Below are 22,308 nucleotides of genomic sequence, written 5' to 3'. Positions count from 1 at the left end.
TACGACCCCGATGGACAACTGTTCTTTCACGACATCCGGCCTTGTCTTCCAGCCGTTCCTGAACATGGGCACGCTGCATCTGGGCGGCGATCAATCGCCGCTCAACGATGCCGATGCCGATGAAGACAACGATGTTGAAGTGTATCTCGACCCGGACCTGCTCGGTCTGGACGACTTTGCCGATTCCGACAAGCTCGACCCCAGCTTTACCGGCGACATTGGCTCTTCATCGATCAACTGAGGGTGGGGGAGCGATCCGGGCCAGATAGTGCGCCAGCGCTTCGGCGCCCAGTTCTACGCTGGAGCTGGCCCCGACCCAGCTGCAGGCCAGCATCAGGTTGCGTGGCAGGCCGAAATCTTCCACTTGCAGGCCTGAGGCATCAAAACCCTGTGAGTCGTGAGGCACTTGCTCGCGCAACGAACCGCTGGTTTTGAGGTACGCCCACACAGGCTTGCCCAATGCCACGGCCATGCCAACCTCGAAGGCGGTACCCGAGTCGGGCTCCAGTCCGCGAAAGGCATTGAGGTTGGCCAGCACGGCGTCGCAGCGCCGGATCATCGCGATGTTGTGCTGGCAGATTTGCTGTGCCGTTTGCAGTGGCGACAAACCCGGCTCTATCTGGTTGTCGAATGGGTACAGGCCCTGCATGCCGTGGGCGGCGCACAGGTTCTTGAGGTAGTGACCGTGCTCGATCGCATCGGGGCGGAACACATCGAAACCGGCCAGGTAAATCAACGGTGTGTGCATAACGGGGTTCCTCTATGGCGTGGCCGATTCTAGACCGGGTTGCTCTGCCACTGATCGGGACGAGCGGTTGTGCACTGGAATCTGTACGCATAGCCAGTATCCTTGGCGAGTCTTCGACTTGCCTGAATCTGCCCCCGTGAACAGTTCTCCTCTCGACAACCCGCTTTACTATCTAGTCAATTTCCAGCAAGTGCTGGCCTGGATTGCCCAGCGCTACGATGACCTGCTCGATGAGCAAGAGCGGCATTTCATCAACGCTTTCGCCGACCTGCCGACCGCTTCCCAGGGCTTGCTGGTACGCATGGTGATGCGCAAGGGTACGCTGTTTCGCGCCAGCAAACTCAGCTACGCAGAACTGGGCGACACCTTGCAGGCGGTGCAGCCGCTGCTGGCGCTGGGCTGGGTCGATGCCCGCCCGCCGCTGGACCTGGCGGCGTTGTTCAACCTGTTGCGCAAGGATGAACTGGCCCAGTGTTTCAAGGCCCACCTCAACAAAGGTACCGAGCGCAAGCCGCAGTGGCTTGAGCGCCTGCTGCCGCTTTACCCGGATGCACAGCCGTTGGCGTCGTGGCATCCGCAGCTTGATGACGCGGTGTTGAGCCTGAGCGTGATGGAGTTGTGCGACCGCCTGCGCCTGCTGTACTTCGGCAACCTGCATCAGGAATGGTCGCAATTCGTGCTCGCCGACCTGGGCATCTACCGGTTCGAGACGGTCGGGTTTTCGCCTGACTCGCGCGGCATCACCGCGCGCGCCGATATTGATGTCTGCCTGCACTTGCATGCCTGCCGCGAAGCACTGGAGCTGCTGGCTGAGCAAGGTGGCGAACTGGCGCCGCTGGCGGTGCGCGCGCTGGCCATCGACACCCGCAATGAATGGCTGCGGATGCGTCGCGCCAAGTTGCTGTTTCTCATTGGTCAGCAGGCCGAGCGCGCGCAAGACTGGCCGCTGGCGCTTCAGGTCTATGCCGATTGCGGCTACCCCGGCGCCCGCTCGCGGCGCATACGGGTGCTGGAGCGCAGCGCTGACTATGCCCAGGCCATGAGTTTGCTCGAACAGGCCCGCAACACCCCCGAGAGCGATGCCGAAATCCAGCACCTGCAACGGGTGCTGCCGCGCCTGCAACGCAAGCTGGGCCTGGCCGCCGCACGCCGTGCCAAAGCCCGCGAGGTGAAACGGATCGACCTGACCGTGCCGCTGCAGGTGGGCGTCAGTGTGGAACACCGGGTGGGTTTGCATCTGGCCGAGGAGGGCGCCGAGGTGCATTACGTCGAGAACACCCTGATCAATTCGCTGTTTGGCCTGCTGTGCTGGCAGGCGATCTTCGCACCGCTGCCGGGCGCGTTCTTTCATCCGTTCCATAGCGGCCCGAGCGACCTGCACAGCCCGGATTTTTACACCCGCCGCGCGGCCTTGTTCGATGCTTGTCTGGCGACACTGGAGTCGGATACCTGGCAAACGCTGATTCGCGAGCATTACCACAGCAAGTACGGTTTGCAGTCACCGTTCGTGTTCTGGAACGTACTCAGCCCCGAACTTCTCGACGTCGCGTTGCAGTGCCTGCCGGCCACCCATTTGCGCCACTGGTTTACCCGCCTGCTGCAAGACATCAAGGCCAACCGCACCGGCATGCCCGACCTGATTCAGTTTTACCCGCAGCAACGGCGCTACCGGATGATCGAGGTCAAGGGGCCGGGCGACCGCTTGCAGGACAACCAGCTGCGCTGGCTGGACTTTTGTGCCCAACACGATATGCCGGTCGAGGTCTGCTACGTGCAGTGGGAGGAAGGCAGCGGCAAGTTATTAGCTGCAAGCTGCAAGTAAAGGCAATACGCGATCGGCACTTGCTTGCAGCTTGAGGCTTACAACTTGAAGCTTAGTTGGTGATGGGTTTACCGGACGGGGTCTTGGTGCTGTCTTGCAGGGTGCCGTGGCCGTCGTGGGTGGTGGTCTTGCCGTCTTTACCGTGCTGGGTATCGGTGCCGCTTTCCTGAGTGCCGGTCTTGGCGCCCTGGGTGTTGGACGTATTACGGTCGGTGGTCGGGGCGCCGTCGGTGCCGGGCAGTTTGGTCGCGTTGGGGTTGACCGGATTGGTCGGGCCGGTCGAACCGGCCATGGCGGCGCCAGACACAGCGGTGAGCAAGCCAGTGAGAGCCAGGATAGTCAGTCGATTGGTGCGCATGATTCGAACTCCATGAATGGGCATACATGTCTTGGTCTTGAAGCGACGAGTATAGGTGCCCTGCAAGCCGACGAACGGTATCAGATAGATTTTACTCAAGTAATACCACCCTCTACTTTTGTAGCCCACTCTCTTGAGCCTGCGCAAATTTTTGTGATCAGGGGCAGGGGATCGTTCAGCCAAAAGCCCGGTTTTTGACAGTTTGACTACAGTGATGGCGATTCGGAATTGTTGAATGTTGGCCGTTTGCCATTAAGTTCCATCGGGCCGCTCATACCCCCATAAACATTGGCTTTGGCGCATGTGGCAAAGGCTTTTTCTGTAAGCCATTGCCTACAAATCGCTGGCGAAAATGGCGCTCGTCGAACGTTTGTCATTAAACAGCAACATTTCAGGTTTTAAATCCGCCTCGGGCCTCCTTAGTGACCACCCACAATTTCTCCTGGATCGAGGTATTCCCGTGACACTGCTGACTAAAACACGCTTGTCTGTTCTGCTGGCTTCGCTGTGCCTGAGCGGCATGGCCCACGCCGTTGACGTAACGGGCGCAGGTTCGAGTTTCGTTTTTCCGGTAATTTCCAAGTGGTCCCAGGACTACACCAAGGCCAAGCCTGAAAACCGCATCAACTATCAGTCGATCGGTTCGGGCGGCGGTATCGCTCAGATCAAGGCGGCCACCGTTGACTTCGGCGCTTCCGACGCCCCGATGTCGGCTGAAGACCTGAAAGCTGCAGGCCTGGGTCAATTCCCGAGCGTGATCGGCGGTATCGTGCCAATCGTCAACATCGATGGCATCGAAAGCGGCAAGCTCAAGCTCGATGGCGAAACCCTGGCCAAGATCTTCCTGGGCGACATCAAGAAGTGGAACGACCCGGCACTGGTCGCGCTGAACCCTGGCGTCACCCTGCCTGCCACTGACATCACCGTGGTTCGTCGCTCCGACGGTTCGGGCACCACCTACAACTTCACCAACTACCTGAGCAAGGTCAGCCCCGAGTTCAACGAGAAGCTGAAATTCGGCTCTACCGTTGTCTGGCCAGTGGGCGTGGGCGGCAAGGGTAACGAAGGTGTGTCGGCTTACGTCAAGCAGATCAAAGGTTCGATCGGCTACGTTGAACACTCCTACGCCACCAGCAACAAACTGGCCTACACCCAGCTGAAAAACGCCGCTGGCAAGTTCATCACGCCAGACGCCAAAGCCTTTGCTGACGCAGCCGCTACTGCTGACTGGGCAAACGCCAAGGACTTCGGCCTGATCATGACCAACGCTCCGGGCGAGAACGCATGGCCGATCACTGCCACTACCTGGATCATCATGTACAAGCAGGCCAAGAACGAAGAGAAGAGCAAGGCTGCCTTCGACTTCTTCAAGTGGTCCCTGGAGAACGGTCAGTCCCAGGCTGCTTCGCTGGACTACGTAGCGCTGCCAGAGCCGCTGGTCAAGCGTGTGCAGGACTACTGGAAAGCTGAGTTCAAGTAATAGCGATTCAAGCCTGAACCTCACCCCTGTCATCGGACGTGCCAACGGTCCGGTGACAGGGGATTTTCCTTGCGAGTGGATTCAACATGACTGAAAACACCCAATACCTGTCCACTGAGCTGTCCGCCGATATGTCCGAGAGCGAGAAGCGCGCCAAGCGGGATCATCGTCACGATGTGTGGTTTCGGCGAGTGCTGCAAAGCTCGGCCATGCTCGTGCTGATATTGCTGGGCTGTATTGCCTTGTCGACCCTGTGGGGCGGTGCACTGGCGTTCGAGACCTTCGGTTTTGGCTTTTTGACCAGCACCGACTGGGACGTCAACGCCGGCAAGTTCGGTGCTCTGGTTCCGATCTACGGCACCCTGGTGACCTCTTTTCTGGCCTTGCTGATCGCGGTCCCCGTGAGCTTCGGCATCGCCATTTTTCTGACCGAAGTCGCACCGCCATGGCTGCGCATGCCCATTGCCTCGGCCATCGAGCTGCTGGCCGGCATTCCTTCGATCATCTACGGCATGTGGGGCCTGTTTGTCTTCGGTCCGTTCATGGCCGCCCATATTTCGCCCTGGATCACTGAAAATCTCGGCGCCTTGCCGTTGATCGGTGGCCTGTTCCAGGGCCCGCCGCTGGGTATCGGCATGCTGACCGCCGGTATCGTGCTGGCGATCATGATCATCCCGTTCATTACCTCGGTGATGCAGGAAGTGTTTCGCACCGTACCCACCACCCTCAAAGAGTCGGCCTACGCACTGGGCAGCACGACCTGGGAAGTGGTCTGGGACATCGTTCTGCCTTACACCCGCTCGGCCGTGGTCGGTGGTGTGTTCCTGGGCCTGGGTCGCGCGTTGGGTGAAACCATGGCGGTGACCTTCGTTCTGGGTAACGCCATCCAGTTCTCCGGCTCGCTGATGATGCCAAGCAGCTCCATTGCCTCGGTCATTGCCAACGAATTCAACGAGTCCTACACCGACTTGCACCGCTCGGCACTGATTGCCCTGGGCTTCCTGTTGTTCATAGTGACCTTCGTCGTGCTGGCGCTTGCACGTCTGATGCTGTCGCGCTTGTCGCGCAAGGAGGGGTTATGAGTCAAGACACCATCAAGGCTGCGTCCAACGAGAGCCTGTATCGCAAGCGCGATATCAAGAACAAGCTCGCCATGGTCCTCAGCTGCAGCGCCACCGCCTTCGGCCTGTTGTGGCTGGTGTGGATTCTGATGACCACCATCATCGAAGGCCTCAGCGCCCTGAACCTGCAACTGTTCACCGGCATGACCCCGCCGCCTGGCACCGAAGGCGGTCTGGCCAACGCCTTTTACGGCAGTATTCTGATGTCGCTGATCGGTCTGGTGATCGGCACCCCGATCGGTCTGATGGCCGGTGTGTGGCTGGCCGAATATGCCCGCTACTCCAAGCTGGGCAACACCGTGCGCTTCATCAACGACATCCTGCTTTCAGCACCGTCGATCGTACTGGGCCTGTTCGTTTACACCGTGGTGATCCTGCCGCTCAACTCGCTCAGCGGCCACCAGATCGGTTTTTCGGCCATTGCCGGTGGTATCGCTCTGGCCTTGCTGGTGATTCCGGTCGTGGTACGTACCACCGATGAAATGATGCAACTGCAGCCGACCACCATGCGTGAAGCCGCGCTGGCCCTGGGCGTGCCGCAGTGGAAGCTGACCATGCAGATCGTGTTGCGCGCCGCCAAGGCGGGCGTGGTCACCGGTATTCTGCTGGCCCTGGCACGCATCACCGGCGAAACCGCGCCGCTGCTGTTCACCGCCTTCGGCAACCAGTTCTGGAGCAGCGACCTGCTCAAACCGATCGCCAGCGTTCCGGTGGTGGTCTTCCAGTACGCCATGAGCCCGTTCGATGACTGGCACGCTCTGGCCTGGGCCGGCGCCCTGGTCATGACCATGTTCGTACTGATCCTGAGCCTGCTGTCCCGCTTAATTCTTCTGCGCAATAAGGCGTCCTGATGAACACTCTTTCTCTTGCGAACGAAAAAACCAAGATTCAGGTACGTGGCCTGGAGTTCTTCTACAACAATCAGAAGTCGTTGAAGTCCATCGACATGATGATTCCCGAGAAGCGCATCACGTCCATCATCGGCCCGTCCGGCTGTGGCAAGTCGACCCTGTTGCGTGTGTTCAACCGCATCTACTCGATGTACCCCAAGCAGGAAGCCAAGGGCGAAGTGTTGCTCAACGGTGAAAACATCCTCGACCCGAGCTACTCGATGAACCGCCTGCGCAGCCACGTGGGCATGGTGTTCCAGAAGCCGGTGCCGTTCCCGATGTCGATCTTCGACAACATCGCCTACGCCATCCGCCACCACGAGAAACTCTCGCGCCGCGAAATGGAAGACCGTGTTGAACAAGCCCTGCGCGGTGCCGCGCTGTGGGATGAGGTCAAGGACAAGCTCAAGCAAAGCGCCACCGGCCTGTCCGGCGGTCAGCAACAGCGTCTGTGCATCGCCCGCACCATCGCCCTGCGCCCGCAGGTTTTGCTGCTGGACGAGCCGACCTCGGCACTCGACCCGATCTCGACCGGTCGTATCGAGCAGCTGATCACCGAGCTGAAAGAGCAGTTCACCGTGATCATCGTGACCCACAACATGCAACAGGCCGCGCGCTGCTCGGACTACACCGCGTTCATGTTTCTGGGTGAACTGATCGAACACGGCGACACCGACACCATCTTCACCAAGCCGTCCAAAACCCAGACCGAGGACTACATCACCGGTCGTTTCGGCTAGGTAGGAGAGGCTTTAGCCGCGAAGGGCATGACACCGTGTTATGTCTTTCCCGACTAAAGTCGGTCCTACGAGTTCGTCGCCCTGCTGGTTCTACTCCCTTTGCCCCATGAATGCTTCGATCCGTTCGCGCAACCAACGCTCCGCCGGGTCGCTGTCCATCACGCTCAGCCAGGTCATCGACAAATCCAGCCCCGGTGTCTCGAACGGCAGCGGCTCATCGCGCAGCAAGCCCAGTGCGCTCATGGCCGTGGCGGCGAAGTCCGACAGGTTGGCGATCATGTCGGTGCCGGCCAGCAGGGCGGGCAGGGTGGTGAAGCGGGGCACCGAGATCACCACCTGGCGCTTGCGTCCGATCGCTTCAAGCCACTCATCGGCAAAGCTGCTGACGCTGGCGACATGCGACACCACCACATGCGGCCGTGAACAATATTCATCCAGAGTCATTGGCATGCTCGACGCATCGGCGCGCACCACCCGTGGCTGAACGTTGCGCAGGCGCTTGCGCTTGGCGTTGGCCGGCAGGTCGCGGGTCAGGCACACGCCCACGGTGATCTCGCCGGACATCAACAGGTCAGAGATATTCCAGTAATCGGCATGCTTGACCACCAGCACAATGCCCGGCGCTTCCAGGCGCAAGGCCCGCAATAGCGCTGGCATCAGGCCAAACTCCACATCGTCCGACAGGCCAATGCGAAAGGTCAGGGTGCTGACCGCCGGATCGAAGTCGCGGGTCAGGCTCAGCGCCGCAGACATGGCATCCAGCGCTGGCGTCAGGTGCTTGAGAATTTCATGCGCGCGCGCCGTTGGCTCCATGCGATGCCCGACCCGCACGAACAACGGATCGTTGAGCAGGTGGCGCAGGCGATTGAGCGCCGCACTGATGGTCGGCTGGCCGAGAAACAGTTTTTCGGCAGCGCGGGTCACATTGCGCTCCTGCATCAGGGTTTCGAACACCACCATCAGGTTGATGTCCGCCTTGCGCAGTTCGTTACGATTCATGAACGCTCCTTCCACCCGGACTGATCTCCCGGTGTGTCAGGGCCGCACGCCAGGTGGGCGATAGTCTATGGAGTGCTGTAGCGCGGCGTCCAGCGCCAACCACGAAGCGCTGTTCATGGCGGGCGCTGCCGGGGGCAGGCCGATCAGAAATCCCAGCGGGTGCTGACCGTCACATTGCGCGGGTCGCCGTAGTACGACGAATTGTAGAAGCCGATGTTGGTGTAGTACGACTTGTCGAACACGTTGTTGACGTTAAGGCTGGCCGAGAGCTTGGGGGTGATCTGGTAGCGCGCCATCAGATCGACCAGCCAGTACGGGTCTTGCGAGAACTTCTCCTGGGAACCCTTGGCATAGTTGGTCAGCAGTTGCCAGCCGGTGGCTTGCCAGCGTGCGCCGCCGCCCAGGGTCAAGGGCTCCAAGGCGCCGCTGAGCTTGTAGGAGGTATAGAAACTCAACTGATCTTCGGGCTCCCAGGTCGAAATCTTGCTGCCGTGCTGATCGCGGCTGACCTTGTGGGTGTAACCGGCCTGCAATTGCCAGCCGGGCGCCAACTCGCCGGACAGCTCGGCTTCATAGCCTTTGGTCTTGGCGGTAATGCCCTTGTAGGCATAGTCGATCTGCGGGTTGGTCGGGTTGGCGTTATAGGCCGTATCGGCTTCGGGACGATTGTCCTGGTGAACTTCAAAGTAGGCCAGGCTGGAATTGAGCCGCCCGCCAAAGAACTCGCCCTTGAGCCCCAGCTCGTAGTTTTTACCCTCGGCCGGTTCGATCATCTTGTTGTCGCGGTCGCGGTAATAAGACTGCGGCAGGAAGATGTCCGAGTAACTGGCGTAGGCCGAGAAGTTGTCATTCAGGTCGTAGACCAGGCCGGCGTAGGGCACCAGCTTGCCGCTTTCTTCGGTGTCGCTGGTGCCGGTGACCTGAAAGCTGGCCAGGCGAGAACCCAGCAACAACGACAGATCATCGGTCAGGCTGAAGCGTGCGGTCATGTAGCTGCCGGTCTGGCGCGTGATTTCATTGTTGCGAAACGTGATGTTGTTCCAGTCCGGTAAGTGGCTGTCACCGTCCCACTGGAAATAATCGTACGTATTGCCAACCTGAATGGCGTTGGTGCGATTGTTACCGGTCCACTTTGAGTGCGAGATCGAGGTGCCGAGTACCAGTTGATGTTCGCGTCCCAGCAGCTCGAAGGGCCCGGACAGGTACACATCGGCACTGTCGGCAACGGTTTCGCCGGTGTATTTACGCGACAGCAGCGAGGCGATACCGGTCTGGTCATTGGGTGACATCAACGAGCCCAGCGGCGCGTTATAGCCATTGATCTGGTGGTTGAGTTGCCCCTTGACCACCCAGTCGTTGGCAAACCGATGTTCCAGGGTGGCGAATACGGTGCGCGAATACTGCTCCCAGCGGCTGAATTTCGCGCCGTTGTTGTACGAGCGCGGGGTGCTGATCGCATTGCCGGCAGAGTCGAACAGCGAACTGCTGCCTGACCAGCTGGAACCCTCGGGGCTGTTGTCCTGATAGTCTGCGCCCACGGTCAGCAGGGTGTCTTCATCCAGATCGGCCTCAAGAATGCCGTAGTAGACGTTGGTCTTGCGCTGGTAGTGATCGAGGAACGAATGCTTGTCCTGCCAGGCGGCGACTGCACGGGCGCGCACATTGCCCGACTCGGTCAGCGGTCCGCTGACATCCAGCTCGGAACGGTAGTTGTCCCAGGAGCCGGCACTGAGGTCGATGTGCGCCTTGAAGTCGTAGGTCGGCTTCTTGCGCACCAGGTTGACGGTGCCGCCTGGCGCTCCGGCACCGGTCAGCAGGCCCGTGGCGCCTTTGAGAATTTCGGCACGGTCATAGATCACCATGTCGGTAAGGGTCTGGCCGGCCGAGTATTGGGCGTCCTGCAAGGTCGGAATGCCGTCGTACTGGAAATTCTGGATGGCAAAACCACGGGAGTAATAGCTGGTGCGGTCGCTGTCGTAGGTCGCGACCGTGATGCCGGGGGTGTGGCGCATCACATCGTCGATGGACTTGATGCCCATGTCATCCATGGCCTGGCGCGTGACCACCGAAATGCTTTGCGGCGTCTGCCGTGGCGTCAGTACCAGGCGCGTGGCCGTGGCGATGGTGCCCGGCGTATATGAGCCGCTGCCTTCGGTGATGGTGCCCAACTGGTTGGCACTGACCTGTGTCTGTGCAAGCTCCAGGGTTTGTCCCGCCGGGCTCGCCGCTACCAGCAGATAGCCGCTGGTGCCCTTGACCACGGTAAAGCCGCTGCCTTGCAATAACGCGGCAAACCCTGACTCGACGCTGTAAGTGCCTTGCAATCCGCGGCTGTCGAGACCGCTCAGGTTATGGGACTGGAACATGATCGCCACGCCCGATTGCTGGGCAAAGCGATTGAGTGCGCTATTGAGCGAACCGGCCGGGATATCGTAGCGCTGCGCCGACTCGCTGGTCGGTTGTGCCAGGGCGAACGGGCTGCACATCAGCGTAGTGGCGGCGCTCAGCATCAGGCTCAGGCTCAGCGGCGCACAGCGGGCATTACGAATACGCCGGGGCGGGCGCGGGTTGCACGGGGTCGACATGGTCAACAGATTCCTGATTGGGGTTGATCTGCCTTGCTTGACGGCTTGCCCGAAAAAAAGCGGAAGCAACTGCGCAATTATTTTTCTGCCGCCTTCAAGGCGCTGACCACCACCCACCAGGGCGTGTACTGCTGCACCTGTACCGGCAGCGATTCGGCCACCAGTTGCAGCGCGCGCTCCGGGTCGTCCAGCGGCAGCACTGCCGAGACCCGCAAGTGCGCCAGGGCACGTCGGTCAAACTGCAGGTGCCCGCGGTGATGCCGGGCCAGTTCATCGAGCACCTGCGGCAATGGCTGGTTGTCGACCACCAGTTGATGACGTTGCCAGGCTTGATCGATGCCCTGAATATCGACAGTGCCCAGCACTCGCACGCCATCGACGCTGACCCTGGCCTGTGAGCCCGCCGCCACTTCCAGTGTCTGCCCGGTGCCTGTGCTGTGGGCGGCCACCCGTGACTGCAACAGGGTCAGAATCGTGGCATCGCGGTCGCGCTTGACGACAAAACGGGTGCCCAGCGCGCGCAGGGTGCCTTGTTCGGTGGCTACCACGAATGGCCGCTGAGGGTCGTGGGCGACTTGCACGAGGATCTCGCCCTGAAGCAATTCGATACGCCGCTGTCCGGCATCAAAATGCACGTCCACCGCACTGCTGCCATTGAGGGTCAGGGTCGAGTGGTCCGCCAGTTCGATGGTTTTCCAGTCGCGTGGGGCGGTGCTGATATCGGCCAGCCAGCGCTCACCCTGGCGACTGTTGACCAGCAGCGTGGCCGGCAGGGCAAGGCAGCCGATCAACAACAGCGCACGCAGCGCCCGACGGCGTTGCCGGGCTTGCTGGCTGCCATTGACCGCCGCATTCAGCGCCGCTTGCGCCGGTGCCCGCTGAGGGCGCAATGACTGCATGCGCTCGACCACTTCGTGCATGCGTGCCGCCGCTGCGGCATGCTCCGGGCTCTGCTGTTTCCAGGCTTCGAAGGCCCGGCGCCGGGCGTCGCTGACATCGGCTTCGGACAGGCAAAGCATCCACTCGGCGGCCTGCTCGTCGATCTTCTGGCGGGACTCGGACACCGGCTTCAGGTATCCAGGCTGTGGCTGCAATGCAGCATGGCCTGGATCAGGTAGCTGCGCACCGTGCGCTCTGACAATTGCAGACGCTGTGCCACTTCGTACTGGGTCAACTCTTCGAGGTAATACAGCACGAATGCCTGGCTGACCTTTACCGGCAAACCTTCGAGTAAAAAGGCCAGGTGTTCGAGGGTTTCCAGTGTGGCGTGGATCTGCTCCGGAGACTGAAAACCTTCCAGGGCATCGGCGGTCAACTGCAACTGGTGCAGATAAGCGTCCTGAATCTGCTTGCGTCGGCTCTGATCGATCAACAGGCGTCTGGCCGTGGTGCTCAAAAACGCCCGTGGCTCACGGATAGTGGCCACGCACTCGCGGGCCTTGAGAATGCGCGCGAAGGTGTCCTGCGCCAGATCGGCGGCATTGTGCCGGCAGCCGAGCTTGCGCCGCAGCCAGGTGAACAGCCAGCCATGGTGTTGCTCATACAGGTCGTGAATCACGCTTTGGAATGGCGGTTCAGCCTGGGTCATGGCGTGCTGCTCTTTTTTGAGAATGATTACTAATTGTAGGGGGCAGACTTTGGCGAGCGCAAGGCTGATGACCGCCACGGCGGTGGCCCTGGATAATCTTTTGCAACGAATTTTACGAGGGTGCAGGGCATTTAATCGGTGCCTGCAGGTCAGGGTGACGTATAGGGTTGGGCTGTTTTCAGCGCATTACCTACAAATGAAATTGTCCTTTTCTTACGTTTAACAAGGAGTGCTTGCATGCAGGCTGCAAAGATCGCCGCTCTGGTAATGACCATGGCTGTGCCCACCGTCGCGCTGGCCGACACCCCAAGCTATGGCGAACGCCTTGAAGGCTTCAGCTATCCGCATCCGCTCAAACAGTTCGGTTTCCAGTCGCAAGGCCAGAAACTGGAGATGGGCTACATGGACGTGGCACCGACCGCCAAGGCCAACGGCCGCACCGCCGTGTTGCTGCATGGCAAGAATTTTTGCGGCGCGACCTGGGAGGCGACCATCACGGCATTGACCCAGGCCGGTTACCGGGTGATCGCGCCGGACCAGATCGGTTTTTGCACCTCCACCAAGCCTGCGCACTATCAGTACAGCTTCCAGCAACTGGCGCTCAATACCCGCGCCTTGCTCGACCAGTTGGGTATCGACAAGATCTCGCTGGTCGGGCATTCCACCGGCGGCATGCTCGCCACCCGTTTCGCCCTGATGTACCCGCAGCAGACCGAGAAGCTGGTGATGGTCAACCCGATTGGCCTGGAAGACTGGAAAGCGCTGGGCGTGCCGTATCGCAGCGTCGATCAGTGGTACGAGCGCGAGTTGAAAACCAGCGCCGAGGGCATTCGTCAGTACGAGCAGAAAACTTACTACGACGGTCGCTGGAAGCCTGAGTATGACAAGTGGGTCGACATGCTCGCCGGCCTGTTCAAGGGGCCGGGGCGCGAGACCGTGGCGTGGAACTCGGCGCTGATCTACGACATGATCTACACCCAGCCGGTCTACCACGAGTTCCCCAACCTCAAGGTGCCCACCGTGTTGATGATCGGCGACCGCGACACCACCGCCATCGGCAGCGATATCGCCCCGCCTGAGGTCAAGGCGAAGATTGGCAAGTATCAGGAACTGGGCAAGCAGGTCACCAAGCTGATTCCTGGCGCCGAACTGGTCGAGTTCAAGGGCTTGGGGCACGCACCGCAAATGGAAGAACCGGAGCGTTTTCACAAGGCCTTGCTGAGCGGGTTGCAGCTGCGGTAAACGTATCGGGCATTCCCCCTCGCCGAAAAACCGCGTTACCATCGGGCACTATTTGAATATTGACCGCCAGCTCAACTGGCGGCTGTTTTTCGATTTTAAAGACTGCCCATGCCCGATTCTCAATCCGCAAAACCCTCTTTGCGGGCCCGTTTGAGCGCTACTTTGCGTGCGTTCTGGCCCGCGCCCCATGCCATCGATACCCTTGAACGCGTACGCGCCAGCACGGGCGCGGCGCTGGGCATTCTGCTGGTCGCCTTTTGCGCCGCTGTGTGGCTTAACGGCAATGCCGCCCACGAGCACGGCCTTCTGGCGTTCGCCCTTGTAGCCCCGCTGGGCGCCAGCGCGGTGCTGGTGTTTGCGGTGCCGTCCAGCCCGTTGGCCCAGCCGTGGTCGGTGGTGGGCGGCAACACCTTGTCGGCCTTGATCGGCATTGCCTGTTGCAAATGGGTGCCTGACGCCTCTGTGGCCGCTGCGCTGGCGGTGGGCTTGTCGATTGCAGTGATGCTGGCCATGCGTTGTCTGCATCCGCCGGGCGGCGCCTCGGCCTTGTTGATGGTGCTGATCGGGTGTGACCGCTTCGGTTTCGCCTTCAGCCCGGTGCTGATCGACTCACTGCTGCTGGTCGGTTCCGGGCTGATCTACAACAACCTTACCGGGCGCCGCTGGCCGCACGTGCCCTTGCCGGTCAAGGCTGAAACGCGTCTGCACCGCAGCGACCTGGATGCGGTGCTGACGCGCTACAACCAGATTCTCGACGTCAGCCGCGATGACCTGGAGTCGCTGCTCGAACAGGTCGAAGCGCTGAATTTTCAGCGCACCGTGGGCGAGTTGCGCTGCAGCGACGTGATGACCAAAGAGCCGCTGACCGTGCGCCAGGAGACGTCATTGCGTGAGGCCTGGGCCTTGATGCGCGAGCGACGGATCAAGGCGCTGCCGGTGACGGATCGTCAGCAGCATTTGCTGGGCATTCTTACCGTGGCCGACTTCATGGGCCAGATCGACCTCGATGTACACGACGGCATCGCCTGGCGCCTGCGCTCACTGGTGCGGCCGAGAAAAAGCGATGACGTGCGCACCGTGGGCCAGATCATGACCCGCACCGTGCGCGTTTCAAGCAGCGACCGCCTGTTGCTCGACCTGGTGCCGGTGTTCTCCGACAACGGTCACCGCCATATCCCGATCATCGACGAGCGCCAGCGGCTGGTGGGCATCATCACCCAGTCTGATTTGATTCGCGCGCTGTACCGTGCGGTGCGCAGTTGACGCTGTGGGCCCGGCCCAGGCGCACACCGGTATAAGCCCACACCAGCGCCAGGCCTGCGCCGATGAACATGGCCAGTGAGGGATGATCGCCCAGCAGGTCCAGCCCACGCTTGAGCCAGCCGCTGATGGCATCGCCGCCGCGATAGACCACGGTGTCGATGAAGTTCTTGGCCTTGTACTTCTGCTCGGCTGAAATCACCGTGTAGAGCATTTCCCGGCCCGGCCGCACCAGCGCGTATTCCCCGGCGCGGCGCACCACCATGACCACCGCGAACACAGCAAATACCGGCGAAAACGCCAGAGCCACAAAGCCTGCCGCAACCACCAGCGGCACCGCGACCAGTAGCACGGTGACGCCCAGCCTTTGCGCGATACGCCCGGTAAAAAACAGCTGGGTCAGGATCGCCAGGGTCTGCACCACGGTGTCGAGCAGGCCAAACACCTGCGTTTGCCGGGTGCGGTCAGGAAAGTGCTCGGCGACGATGCGGGCCTGCTCGAAGTATAAAAAGGTGTTGGCGCTGGCGAGCAAAATCACGAACAGCGCGATGCCCAGCAGAAACGGCGATTTCAACACCGCCGTGGCGCCGGACCATGGATTGCCGCCCAACGGCTTGCGCCGCTCGACGGTGTCTTGTGTCGATACCGGCTCACGCTCGCGCCAGCGCAGCAAGGTGAGGGCGGCCAGCAGGCTGGCGCCGAGCATGACGGCCGACAACACCAGCAGACCGGCATGGCCCAGCGGTGCGACCAGCAAGGTGCCGAGCAACGGTCCCAGCAGCCCGCCAAAGCTGGCACCACCGGCCATCAGGGCGAAGACCCGCTTGGCCTGATCGTTGGTGAACACATCGGCCAGGACGCTCCAGGCCAGAGAAATGCTCACCAGATTGAACACCGACAACCAGACATAAAACAGCCGCCCGACCCAGACATCTTCCGGGTTGAGCCGCAGCGCCACGGCAAAGCCCAGCAGGTTGAGGACAAAAAAGCCGAACACGCCGCTGACCAGTTTCTTGCGGCTCAGGTGTGAGGCCAGCCAGCCGAAGATCGGTAACACCACGAGCGTGGCGACAAAGGTGGCGGTGAACAACCATTGCAGGTTATCGATGCCACCCGCCAGGCCCATCACCTCGCGCACCGGACGCAACATGAAATAACCGGTGAACAGCAGCATGAACATCAACAGGCCAGTGCCGACAACCCGCTCTTCACCGGGCAAAACATTGAAGACCCGGCGCAGGCGCACGGCCTTGCGTGTGGTCATCCGTGACCTCCATTCAGTTCAGCAATTGCGCAAACGCCTTGTCGGCCTCCAGCACCGCCGGCAGTTTTTCGAACAGCGCCGCAAGATCGATGCCTTCGAGCAATGGCCCGCTGACCGCTTCCTGTGCCTGGGGCGTGGCGCCGCCGTGTTCGTCCAGTGCCTCGGCAATCACGATTGCCTGGGCGACGATGCGCGGCAACGGCGCATCTTGCGGGGCTTGCATCGGTCGGGCCTGATAGGCGATGGCCTGCTGGATCACCTGTGGCAAGTGCCAGCGCCGCGCCAGTTCGGCGCCCACTTCCGGGTAGCCGAAGCCCAGGTGCAGGGTCTCGTTGGCAACCCGCCCGGAGCTGCCTGAGCGGGTGGCGCTGTTCAGGCGTTCGGCCACCGCCGGCGCGCCGGTCTGGATCAGCAGCTCACCGATGTTGTGCATGACCCCGCAGGTAAAGGCGATCTCAGGGTCCGCACCGCTCTGTCTGGCCAGTAGCCGGGCAATACCGGCCACCTCGAAGCTCTTGAGCCAGAACCCCTTGAGGTCGAAGTTGGGCACCGCCTTGAACGCACCGGTCGCTGCCGAGGCCATCACCAGCGTGCGCAGGGTATTGAAGCCCAGGCGCAGGGCGGCGTCTTCGATACTGGATGACTCGCGTGAGCCGCGAAATCGCGCCGAGTTGGCCAGGCGCAGGATCTTGGCGGCAATCACCGGATCCTTTTCGATATTGCGGGCAATGCTTTCAAGGTCTGAAGAGGGGCTGTCAAATTGCAGCATCAGGTCCTGGGCAACCTTGGGAATGCTGGGGAGGCTTTGCAGGTCGGCAAACAGCTTTTCAATATCCATGTGGGCGCATCCTCATTACGTCGGGATGCTTGCAACGATAGTCAGTATTTTTACACCTGCACGTTTTAACCTTGAGGTTGAGCAATAGTGCGCAATAAGGCGTTAAAACCAGAGCGTCTGTCGTGTAAACGCGGACAAAACAGACTGGCATGCAGGTTATGCCGCTTTTGCATGACCGGCGGGCGATTTGTCATGAAAAGCCGTCTAACGTGTGATATCAAGGCGCCTTTATTGGTAGTGGCTATCAGCCGAAACAGGTTTTAAGATGACAAGTCTGGGCTTCAGCAAAAAAATCCTCCTGGCGGCGGCCTTGACGGTCGGCGTGGCGTTTACCGTGTTTATTCTGGTCAACGATTACCGGCAACGGCAGACCTTGCAAAGCAATGTGCAGGCCGAACTGGCTCAGATGGGCAGCCTGACCACCCAGAACATTCAGACCTGGCTGGAAGGTCGTACCCAGTTGCTGCAATCGCTGGCGCAGCAGATCGCCGTCGATGGCCAGCAGCCCGCGCAGTTGCAGCGGGCGATCAACCTGCCGGCGTACACCGACAACTTTCAGTTGAGCTATTTCGGCGGCACCGACGGCGTGATGTTTTCCATTCCGACCGGTAACCGCCCCAGCGATTACGACCCGCGCCAGCGCGGCTGGTACAAGGCCGCACAAAGTGCCGGCAAGAGTGTGGTCACCGAACCCTACATCGCCAGCTCCACCGGCAAGCTGGTGGTGACCATCGCTACACCTGTGAACCGCCAGGGGCAACTGATCGGCGTCGCCGGTGCCGACATGTCGCTGGACAGCCTCAGCAAGACCATCAATGCGCTGAATTTCGGCGGCCACGGCTATGCGTTCATCGTCAGTGCCGAGGGCAAGATTTTGATTCACCCCGACAGCAACCGGGTGCTCAAGCCGCTCAGCGAGGCGTACCCGGACAACACGCCAAAGGTCGCCGCCGGGGTCAGCGAGATCGAGTCGGCCGGCAAGGCCGAGATCATTTCGTTCACGCCGGTCGAAGGGCCGACCTCCAGTCGCTGGTACGTGGCGCTGGTGCTGGAACACGATGCGGCCTACGCCATGCTGGGCGAATTCCGCAGCTCGGCGATCACCGCCATGCTGGTGGTGGTGCTGGCGGTAATTCTGATTCTGGGCCTGCTGATTCGCGCCTTGATGCAGCCGCTGCACCAGATGGGCCGGGCGATGCGTGACATCGCGGCGGGCGAGGGCGATCTGACCAAGCGCTTGAGTGTCACCTCGCAAGATGAGTTCGGCGAGCTGGCGGGTTCGTTCAATCAGTTTGTCGAGCGCATCCACACCTCGATCCGCGAAGTGGCGTCGACCGCCGGCCAATTGAGCGAGGTGGCCAGCCAGGTGGTGCAGGCCTCGAACTCATCGATGAACAACTCCGATCAGCAGGCAAACCGTACCGAAAGCGTTGCAGCGGCGATCAACGAGTTAGGCGCTGCGGCTCAGGAAATTGCCCGTAATGCGGCGCAAACCTCACAAAAGTCCGGCGATGCCAGCCAGTTGGCCGGTGACGGGCGCAGTGTCGTGCAGCAGTCGATCACGGCGATGAGCGAACTGTCGGGCAAGATCAGCGATGCCTGCACGCATATCGAGGCGCTCAACGACAAAACCGTCAATATCGGCAAGATCCTTGAAGTGATCACCAGTATCTCGCAGCAGACCAACCTGCTGGCGCTCAACGCTGCCATTGAAGCGGCGCGTGCCGGTGAGGCCGGGCGCGGCTTTGCGGTAGTGGCCGACGAAGTGCGCAGCCTGGCGCACCGCACCCAGGAGTCGGCGCAACAAGTACAAGGCATGATCGAGCAATTGCAGAGCGGCGCCCGCGATGCGGTGTCGACCATGACCGAAAGCCAGCGTCATAGCGAAACCAGCGTCGAGATTGCCAACCGCGCCGGCGAACGCCTGGGCAGCGTGACGCTACGCATCGACGAGATCAACGACATGAACCAGTCGGTGGCGGCGGCAACCGAAGAGCAAACGGCGGTGGTAGAAACCATCAACATGGACATCAGCGAAATCAACCTGCTGAACCAGCAAGGCGTCGACAACCTCCGGCTGACGTTGCAGGCCTGCAACTCTCTGGAGCAACAGACCCGGCGCTTGCAGCAACTGGTGGGCTCGTTCCGCATTTGAGTCACAGGCGTGAGTGGACGAGGAGGATGTCAACGTACTGTCATGCTCGGTACACTGCGCTGCAATCATCGAGCTGCACAGTGTCTGGCCAGCCGGCGCCCAGCCTGAATCCCACTGCGGAGTGTGTTCATGTTTCACCGTTTCGGACGCCGCCTGGTGTCTGTCGTCATCTTCGCCAGTTGCCTGCTGGGCGTTGCCCAGGCCGCGCCGCAGACCCTCCATTTCGGAATCCTTTCGACAGAGTCGCAGGAAAACCTCAAAAGCATCTGGCAACCCTTGCTCGACGACATGGCGCGCACCACCGGCTTTGATGTGCAGCCAGTGTATACCAGCGATTACGCAGGCCTGATCGACGGCCTGGGCGAGCAGCGGGTCGACGTGGCCTGGCTTGGTAATATGGCCGCCGTCGAGGCGGTCGACCGTTCCGATAGCGAAATCTTTGCCCAGACCTCGATGGTCAATGGCACGCATGGCTATCAAGGCCTGCTGATCGCCCGCAAGGACAGCGCGATCAATACGGTCGACGATTTGCTGCGCCAGGCCTCTCACTTAAGCTTCGGCAACGGCGATCCCAATTCCACCTCCGGCTATCTGGTGCCGGGCTACTACGTGTTTGCCCGACAGCATATCAACCCGGCCACTGCCTTCAAACGCACCCTCAATCAGAGCCATGAGGCCAACGCCCTGAGCGTTGCCAAAGGTGAAGTGGATGCGGCGACCTTCAACTCCGAGAACTGGGACCGCCTGAGCGTGACCCACCCGCAACAGCTGGCGCAGTTGAAGATCATCTGGAAATCGCCGCTGATTCCCGCCGACCCGATTGTCTGGCGCCGATCATTGTTGCCAGACAACAAAGTCAGAATCCGCGCGTTCTTTCTGGGCTATGGCGCCACCGACGAACAAAAGGCCGTGCTCAAGGGCCTGCAACAGACGCACTTCTCGGCGTCCAACAACAACCAGCTGTTGCCGATCCGTCAATTGCGCCTGTTCAAGGAACGCACCGATGTCGCGGCCAGCGACCTGAGCGTCGATGAAAAGAAACGCCGCTTCAGAGAGATCGATGAGGCGCTGGCGCGCTTGCAGGACCGCATCAAGGCGCTGGAGAAAAGCAGGCCTTAACGACTATCATTCGCCGCCTTGAACAGGCGAAAGGGCAGGTGAATGTCGGGCAGGTTGATTTATCTCATCGGACCTTCCGGCTCCGGCAAGGACAGCTTGCTGGACGCTGCCCGGCACACCCTGGCCGAGCGTGGCTGCCGGCAGGTGCGTCGGGTCATCACCCGCTCGGCGGAAGCGGTGGGCGAGGCGGCCGAAGCGGTCAGCGTCGAACAGTTTCAGAGCCTTCAGGCTCAAGGCGCGTTCGCGCTGAGCTGGCAGGCCAATGGCTTGCACTATGGCATTCCGGTCGAGATCGACACCTGGCTGGCCGACGGTCACGATGTGCTGGTCAACGGCTCACGTGGACACTTGCAGGCGGCACGTCAGCGCTATCCGGACCTGCTGGCGATCCTGCTCACCGTCGAACACGATGTGCTGCGTCAACGCCTGCTGGCCCGTGGCCGTGAAACCCTGGCTGATATCGAAGCCCGCCTGGCGCGCAATGCCCGCTTTGCCAGCGAGCTGCTGGCCGAGTCGCCGTTTGTGCAGCTGCTGGATAACTCCGGGGATTTGCAGGACAGCGTGCAGCAGTTGGTGGGATACCTACAACACCTGCGCCAGCCACATCCATAACGGCAAGGTCGCTGCCGACAATAATGTGCTCAACGCAATCGCCGAGCTGGTCTTCTGGCTGTCCACCAGCGTGGTGGCAAACCCCAGTACGTTGACCCCGCTGGGCCCGGCGGCCATCAGCACCAGCACCGCACGTGGCATGCCGTAAATGCCCAGCACTACGCAGGCCAGTAACACCAGCAGCGGCATCAACAGCAGCTTGGCTGCGGTGACGCTCAGCGCTTCGGCACTGGGTGTCAGGCGGTAGCCGGACAGATTGGCGCCCAGCACGATCAGCGCGCAGGGCAGGGCGGCCTGGGCCAGCCAGGTGCACAGTTGCTCGGCCCACAAGGGCAGCGGCAACCCCGTCAGGTTGACGGCCATGCCCAGCAGCAGGCCGATGATGATCGGGTTGGCCAGGCTGCCCACCAGCGTCTTGACCCGGAACGGCGCCTGGCCGGCCAGGCTTTCGTAAAAACTCTGGAAGCTGAACAGCATCAGGCTGTGCACCGCGATCACCGTGAACAACAGCACCAGCCCCGGCGGCCCGAACAGCGAGGCGACCATCGGGATGCCGATCAGGACGTTATTGGAAAAGCTGGCCGTCAGGCCATAGGGCGTAGGGCGCCTGTTCCAGTGATGGGTGAGCAGGTTGACCAGCACAAAAATCAACAGCGCCGGCACGAAGTAAGCGGCCAGCACGCGCAGGTCCAGGCCATTGTGCAGCGGCGCCTTGACCATCCCGGTGAACAACACCATGGGCAGGAACAGCTTGAACGCCAGGGTGCTCAGCGCCTTGGCGTTTTCGCCGACGATGACCTTGCGCCGGCCCAGCACGTAACCCAGCACGATCAACAGGAAAATGGGCAGGATGGCTTGAGTGACGGCCACGGCGCGGGTCCTTTTCTGGGTGGGCTTTTCAAGGCAAGGGGCGCGCAGTATGCCGGGCCAGAGCGTCCGGTGCACCTGCACGGACAAGAGGCCGTGGCACAGGATGCAAAAAACGGCGTGACGTGGCCTTTGACTATGATGTTATAGTGTTACAAATTTCACGAGCGCCGCCATGAACAGTCCGCTTCCCGATGTTGCCCGCACGCAAACCTCTGCGGCCCTGATGCCCCTGGACTGGGTTGGCATGCAGGGCATCGAACTGCCACTGCTGCTCGATGAGCCCGGCCAGACCTATCCCTTGCACGCCAGCGCTGATGTACAGGTCGATCTGGCCGACCCGAGCGTCAAGGGTATCCATATGTCGCGCCTGTACCGTTTGCTCGATGCCTTTGCCGGGCAACAACGGGTTGTGCCACAGACGTTGGCGGCACTGCTGGAGTCCATGGTTGCCAGCCATGCCGATTGCAGCTCGACGCGTGCGCGCCTGCAGTTGAGTTTCAGCCTGCTGTGCCGCCGCCCGGCGCTGGTGACGCCGGGCCTGAGTGGCTGGAAGTCTTATCCGGTGACGATCGAGGCTGTGTGGCAAGGCGGTCGTCTGCAACTGGATGTGGCGGTGG

The 22,308-nt window shown here is 61.0% G+C and carries 21 protein-coding genes and 1 pseudogene; 13 read left to right on the top strand and 9 right to left on the bottom strand.

The window, feature by feature from the left end; genetic code table 11:
• Positions 1–10 precede the first annotated feature (10 nt).
• Complete coding sequence (locus ACYP2A_RS10095) at positions 11–241, top strand: hypothetical protein (RefSeq protein ID WP_459744848.1); 231 nt, start codon at positions 11–13, stop codon at positions 239–241.
• Here the strand turns inward: ACYP2A_RS10095 and ACYP2A_RS10090 are convergent.
• Entirely contained in the window at positions 227–748 is a 522-nt protein-coding gene (locus tag ACYP2A_RS10090) for a nucleoside 2-deoxyribosyltransferase (protein WP_459744846.1), read from the bottom strand. The two genes, ACYP2A_RS10095 and ACYP2A_RS10090, sit on opposite strands and share 15 nt — an antisense overlap.
• Positions 749–884: 136 nt before the next feature.
• Here ACYP2A_RS10090 and ACYP2A_RS10085 point away from each other — a divergent pair, with 136 nt between their 5' ends.
• Positions 885–2,570: a VRR-NUC domain-containing protein gene (locus tag ACYP2A_RS10085; RefSeq protein WP_459744844.1), complete on the top strand. Its 1,686-nt coding sequence runs from the start codon at positions 885–887 to the stop codon at positions 2,568–2,570.
• 52 nt (positions 2,571–2,622) lie between these two features.
• On the opposite strand, the gene ACYP2A_RS10080 is transcribed toward ACYP2A_RS10085, so the two are convergent.
• Positions 2,623–2,928, bottom strand: a complete 306-nt coding sequence (locus ACYP2A_RS10080; RefSeq protein ID WP_459744843.1) for a hypothetical protein — start codon at positions 2,926–2,928, stop codon at positions 2,623–2,625.
• 460 nt (positions 2,929–3,388) lie between these two features.
• Between ACYP2A_RS10080 and pstS the strand changes: the two genes are divergently transcribed.
• The 4 genes from pstS (at position 3,389) to pstB (ending at position 7,159) form a co-directional block, all read left to right on the top strand.
• Positions 3,389–4,408, top strand: a complete 1,020-nt coding sequence (pstS, locus tag ACYP2A_RS10075; protein ID WP_459744841.1) for a phosphate ABC transporter substrate-binding protein PstS — start codon at positions 3,389–3,391, stop codon at positions 4,406–4,408.
• 86 nt (positions 4,409–4,494) lie between these two features.
• Positions 4,495–5,490, top strand: coding sequence for a phosphate ABC transporter permease subunit PstC (gene pstC, locus ACYP2A_RS10070; protein WP_459744839.1), 996 nt, complete (start codon positions 4,495–4,497; stop codon positions 5,488–5,490).
• Complete coding sequence (gene pstA / locus ACYP2A_RS10065) at positions 5,487–6,380, top strand: phosphate ABC transporter permease PstA (RefSeq protein WP_459744837.1); 894 nt, start codon at positions 5,487–5,489, stop codon at positions 6,378–6,380. Before pstC ends, pstA begins: the two co-directional genes overlap by 4 nt.
• Positions 6,380–7,159: a phosphate ABC transporter ATP-binding protein PstB gene (pstB, locus tag ACYP2A_RS10060; RefSeq protein ID WP_459744835.1), complete on the top strand. Its 780-nt coding sequence runs from the start codon at positions 6,380–6,382 to the stop codon at positions 7,157–7,159. Before pstA ends, pstB begins: the two co-directional genes overlap by 1 nt.
• Positions 7,160–7,249: 90 nt before the next feature.
• Here pstB and ACYP2A_RS10055 read toward each other — a convergent pair whose 3' ends face one another.
• The 4 genes from ACYP2A_RS10055 to ACYP2A_RS10040 form a co-directional block, all read right to left on the bottom strand.
• Positions 7,250–8,158 (bottom strand): LysR substrate-binding domain-containing protein, encoded by a 909-nt coding sequence (locus tag ACYP2A_RS10055; RefSeq protein WP_459744833.1) that lies wholly within the window; start codon positions 8,156–8,158, stop codon positions 7,250–7,252.
• A 143-nt stretch (positions 8,159–8,301) separates the two neighbouring features.
• The gene (locus ACYP2A_RS10050) at positions 8,302–10,743 is read right to left on the bottom strand and encodes a TonB-dependent siderophore receptor (RefSeq protein ID WP_459744831.1); all 2,442 of its coding nucleotides are present in this window, start codon (positions 10,741–10,743) and stop codon (positions 8,302–8,304) included.
• 77 nt (positions 10,744–10,820) lie between these two features.
• Positions 10,821–11,807: a FecR family protein gene (locus tag ACYP2A_RS10045; protein WP_459744829.1), complete on the bottom strand. Its 987-nt coding sequence runs from the start codon at positions 11,805–11,807 to the stop codon at positions 10,821–10,823.
• 5 nt (positions 11,808–11,812) lie between these two features.
• Positions 11,813–12,331: a sigma-70 family RNA polymerase sigma factor gene (locus tag ACYP2A_RS10040; protein ID WP_459744828.1), complete on the bottom strand. Its 519-nt coding sequence runs from the start codon at positions 12,329–12,331 to the stop codon at positions 11,813–11,815.
• Positions 12,332–12,568: 237 nt separating this feature from the next.
• Between ACYP2A_RS10040 and ACYP2A_RS10035 the strand changes: the two genes are divergently transcribed.
• Together ACYP2A_RS10035 and ACYP2A_RS10030 are read left to right on the top strand one after the other, a co-directional pair.
• A complete protein-coding gene (locus ACYP2A_RS10035; protein ID WP_459744826.1) occupies positions 12,569–13,573 on the top strand; it encodes an alpha/beta fold hydrolase in 1,005 nt (334 codons plus the stop codon).
• A 108-nt stretch (positions 13,574–13,681) separates the two neighbouring features.
• A complete protein-coding gene (locus ACYP2A_RS10030) occupies positions 13,682–14,836 on the top strand; it encodes an HPP family protein (RefSeq protein WP_459744824.1) in 1,155 nt (384 codons plus the stop codon).
• Here ACYP2A_RS10030 and ACYP2A_RS10025 read toward each other — a convergent pair.
• Positions 14,787–16,097 (bottom strand): NTP/NDP exchange transporter, encoded by a 1,311-nt coding sequence (locus ACYP2A_RS10025; RefSeq protein WP_459744822.1) that lies wholly within the window; start codon positions 16,095–16,097, stop codon positions 14,787–14,789. The genes ACYP2A_RS10030 and ACYP2A_RS10025 overlap by 50 nt on opposite strands.
• A 13-nt stretch (positions 16,098–16,110) precedes the next feature.
• The gene (locus ACYP2A_RS10020) at positions 16,111–16,935 is read right to left on the bottom strand and encodes an HDOD domain-containing protein (protein ID WP_459744820.1); all 825 of its coding nucleotides are present in this window, start codon (positions 16,933–16,935) and stop codon (positions 16,111–16,113) included.
• Between the two features lie 265 nt (positions 16,936–17,200).
• Here ACYP2A_RS10020 and ACYP2A_RS10015 point away from each other — a divergent pair.
• The 4 genes and pseudogenes from ACYP2A_RS10015 to phnN all read left to right on the top strand — a co-directional run.
• Positions 17,201–18,232, top strand: a pseudogene (locus ACYP2A_RS10015) (HAMP domain-containing protein); the annotation flags it as partial.
• Positions 18,233–18,325: 93 nt separating this feature from the next.
• Positions 18,326–19,090, top strand: coding sequence for a methyl-accepting chemotaxis protein (locus ACYP2A_RS10010; RefSeq protein WP_459744953.1), 765 nt, complete (start codon positions 18,326–18,328; stop codon positions 19,088–19,090).
• A gap of 129 nt (positions 19,091–19,219) precedes the next feature.
• Entirely contained in the window at positions 19,220–20,209 is a 990-nt protein-coding gene (phnD, locus tag ACYP2A_RS10005; protein ID WP_459744818.1) for a phosphonate ABC transporter substrate-binding protein, read from the top strand.
• 42 nt (positions 20,210–20,251) lie between these two features.
• Positions 20,252–20,821 carry a phosphonate metabolism protein/1,5-bisphosphokinase (PRPP-forming) PhnN gene (gene phnN, locus ACYP2A_RS10000; protein ID WP_459744816.1) on the top strand — a complete coding sequence of 190 codons (570 nt, stop codon included), beginning with the start codon at positions 20,252–20,254 and terminating at the stop codon, positions 20,819–20,821.
• On the opposite strand, the gene ACYP2A_RS09995 is transcribed toward phnN, so the two are convergent.
• Entirely contained in the window at positions 20,792–21,691 is a 900-nt protein-coding gene (locus tag ACYP2A_RS09995; RefSeq protein ID WP_459744814.1) for an AEC family transporter, read from the bottom strand. The two genes, phnN and ACYP2A_RS09995, sit on opposite strands and share 30 nt — an antisense overlap.
• A gap of 172 nt (positions 21,692–21,863) precedes the next feature.
• Here ACYP2A_RS09995 and ACYP2A_RS09990 point away from each other — a divergent pair.
• Positions 21,864–22,308 (top strand): GTP cyclohydrolase, FolE2/MptA family (locus ACYP2A_RS09990; protein WP_459744813.1); only part of this gene is annotated, 445 nt, incomplete at its 3' end.

The sequence above is a fragment of the Pseudomonas sp. 3A(2025) genome (assembly GCF_054589175.1).
The sequence above is the reverse complement of the archived record's forward strand: the minus strand, read 5'-3'. Positions and strand labels throughout refer to the sequence as shown.

Excerpts from the sequence above, each read along its gene's own strand:
- ACYP2A_RS10030 (WP_459744824.1), top strand. The coding sequence starts at position 13,682 with ATGCCCGATTCTCAATCCGCAAAACCCTCTTTGCGGGCCCGTTTGAGC.
- pstB (WP_459744835.1), top strand. The coding sequence starts at position 6,380 with ATGAACACTCTTTCTCTTGCGAACGAAAAAACCAAGATTCAGGTACGT.
- ACYP2A_RS10080 (WP_459744843.1), bottom strand. The coding sequence starts at position 2,928 with ATGCGCACCAATCGACTGACTATCCTGGCTCTCACTGGCTTGCTCACC.
- ACYP2A_RS10020 (WP_459744820.1), bottom strand. The coding sequence starts at position 16,935 with ATGGATATTGAAAAGCTGTTTGCCGACCTGCAAAGCCTCCCCAGCATT.
- pstA (WP_459744837.1), top strand. The coding sequence starts at position 5,487 with ATGAGTCAAGACACCATCAAGGCTGCGTCCAACGAGAGCCTGTATCGC.
- ACYP2A_RS10090 (WP_459744846.1), bottom strand. The coding sequence starts at position 748 with ATGCACACACCGTTGATTTACCTGGCCGGTTTCGATGTGTTCCGCCCC.
- ACYP2A_RS10040 (WP_459744828.1), bottom strand. The coding sequence starts at position 12,331 with ATGACCCAGGCTGAACCGCCATTCCAAAGCGTGATTCACGACCTGTAT.
- ACYP2A_RS10010 (WP_459744953.1), top strand. The coding sequence starts at position 18,326 with ATGAACAACTCCGATCAGCAGGCAAACCGTACCGAAAGCGTTGCAGCG.
- ACYP2A_RS10025 (WP_459744822.1), bottom strand. The coding sequence starts at position 16,097 with ATGACCACACGCAAGGCCGTGCGCCTGCGCCGGGTCTTCAATGTTTTG.
- ACYP2A_RS10050 (WP_459744831.1), bottom strand. The coding sequence starts at position 10,743 with ATGTCGACCCCGTGCAACCCGCGCCCGCCCCGGCGTATTCGTAATGCC.
- phnN (WP_459744816.1), top strand. The coding sequence starts at position 20,252 with ATGTCGGGCAGGTTGATTTATCTCATCGGACCTTCCGGCTCCGGCAAG.
- ACYP2A_RS10095 (WP_459744848.1), top strand. The coding sequence starts at position 11 with ATGGACAACTGTTCTTTCACGACATCCGGCCTTGTCTTCCAGCCGTTC.
- pstC (WP_459744839.1), top strand. The coding sequence starts at position 4,495 with ATGACTGAAAACACCCAATACCTGTCCACTGAGCTGTCCGCCGATATG.
- phnD (WP_459744818.1), top strand. The coding sequence starts at position 19,220 with ATGTTTCACCGTTTCGGACGCCGCCTGGTGTCTGTCGTCATCTTCGCC.
- ACYP2A_RS10035 (WP_459744826.1), top strand. The coding sequence starts at position 12,569 with ATGCAGGCTGCAAAGATCGCCGCTCTGGTAATGACCATGGCTGTGCCC.
- ACYP2A_RS10055 (WP_459744833.1), bottom strand. The coding sequence starts at position 8,158 with ATGAATCGTAACGAACTGCGCAAGGCGGACATCAACCTGATGGTGGTG.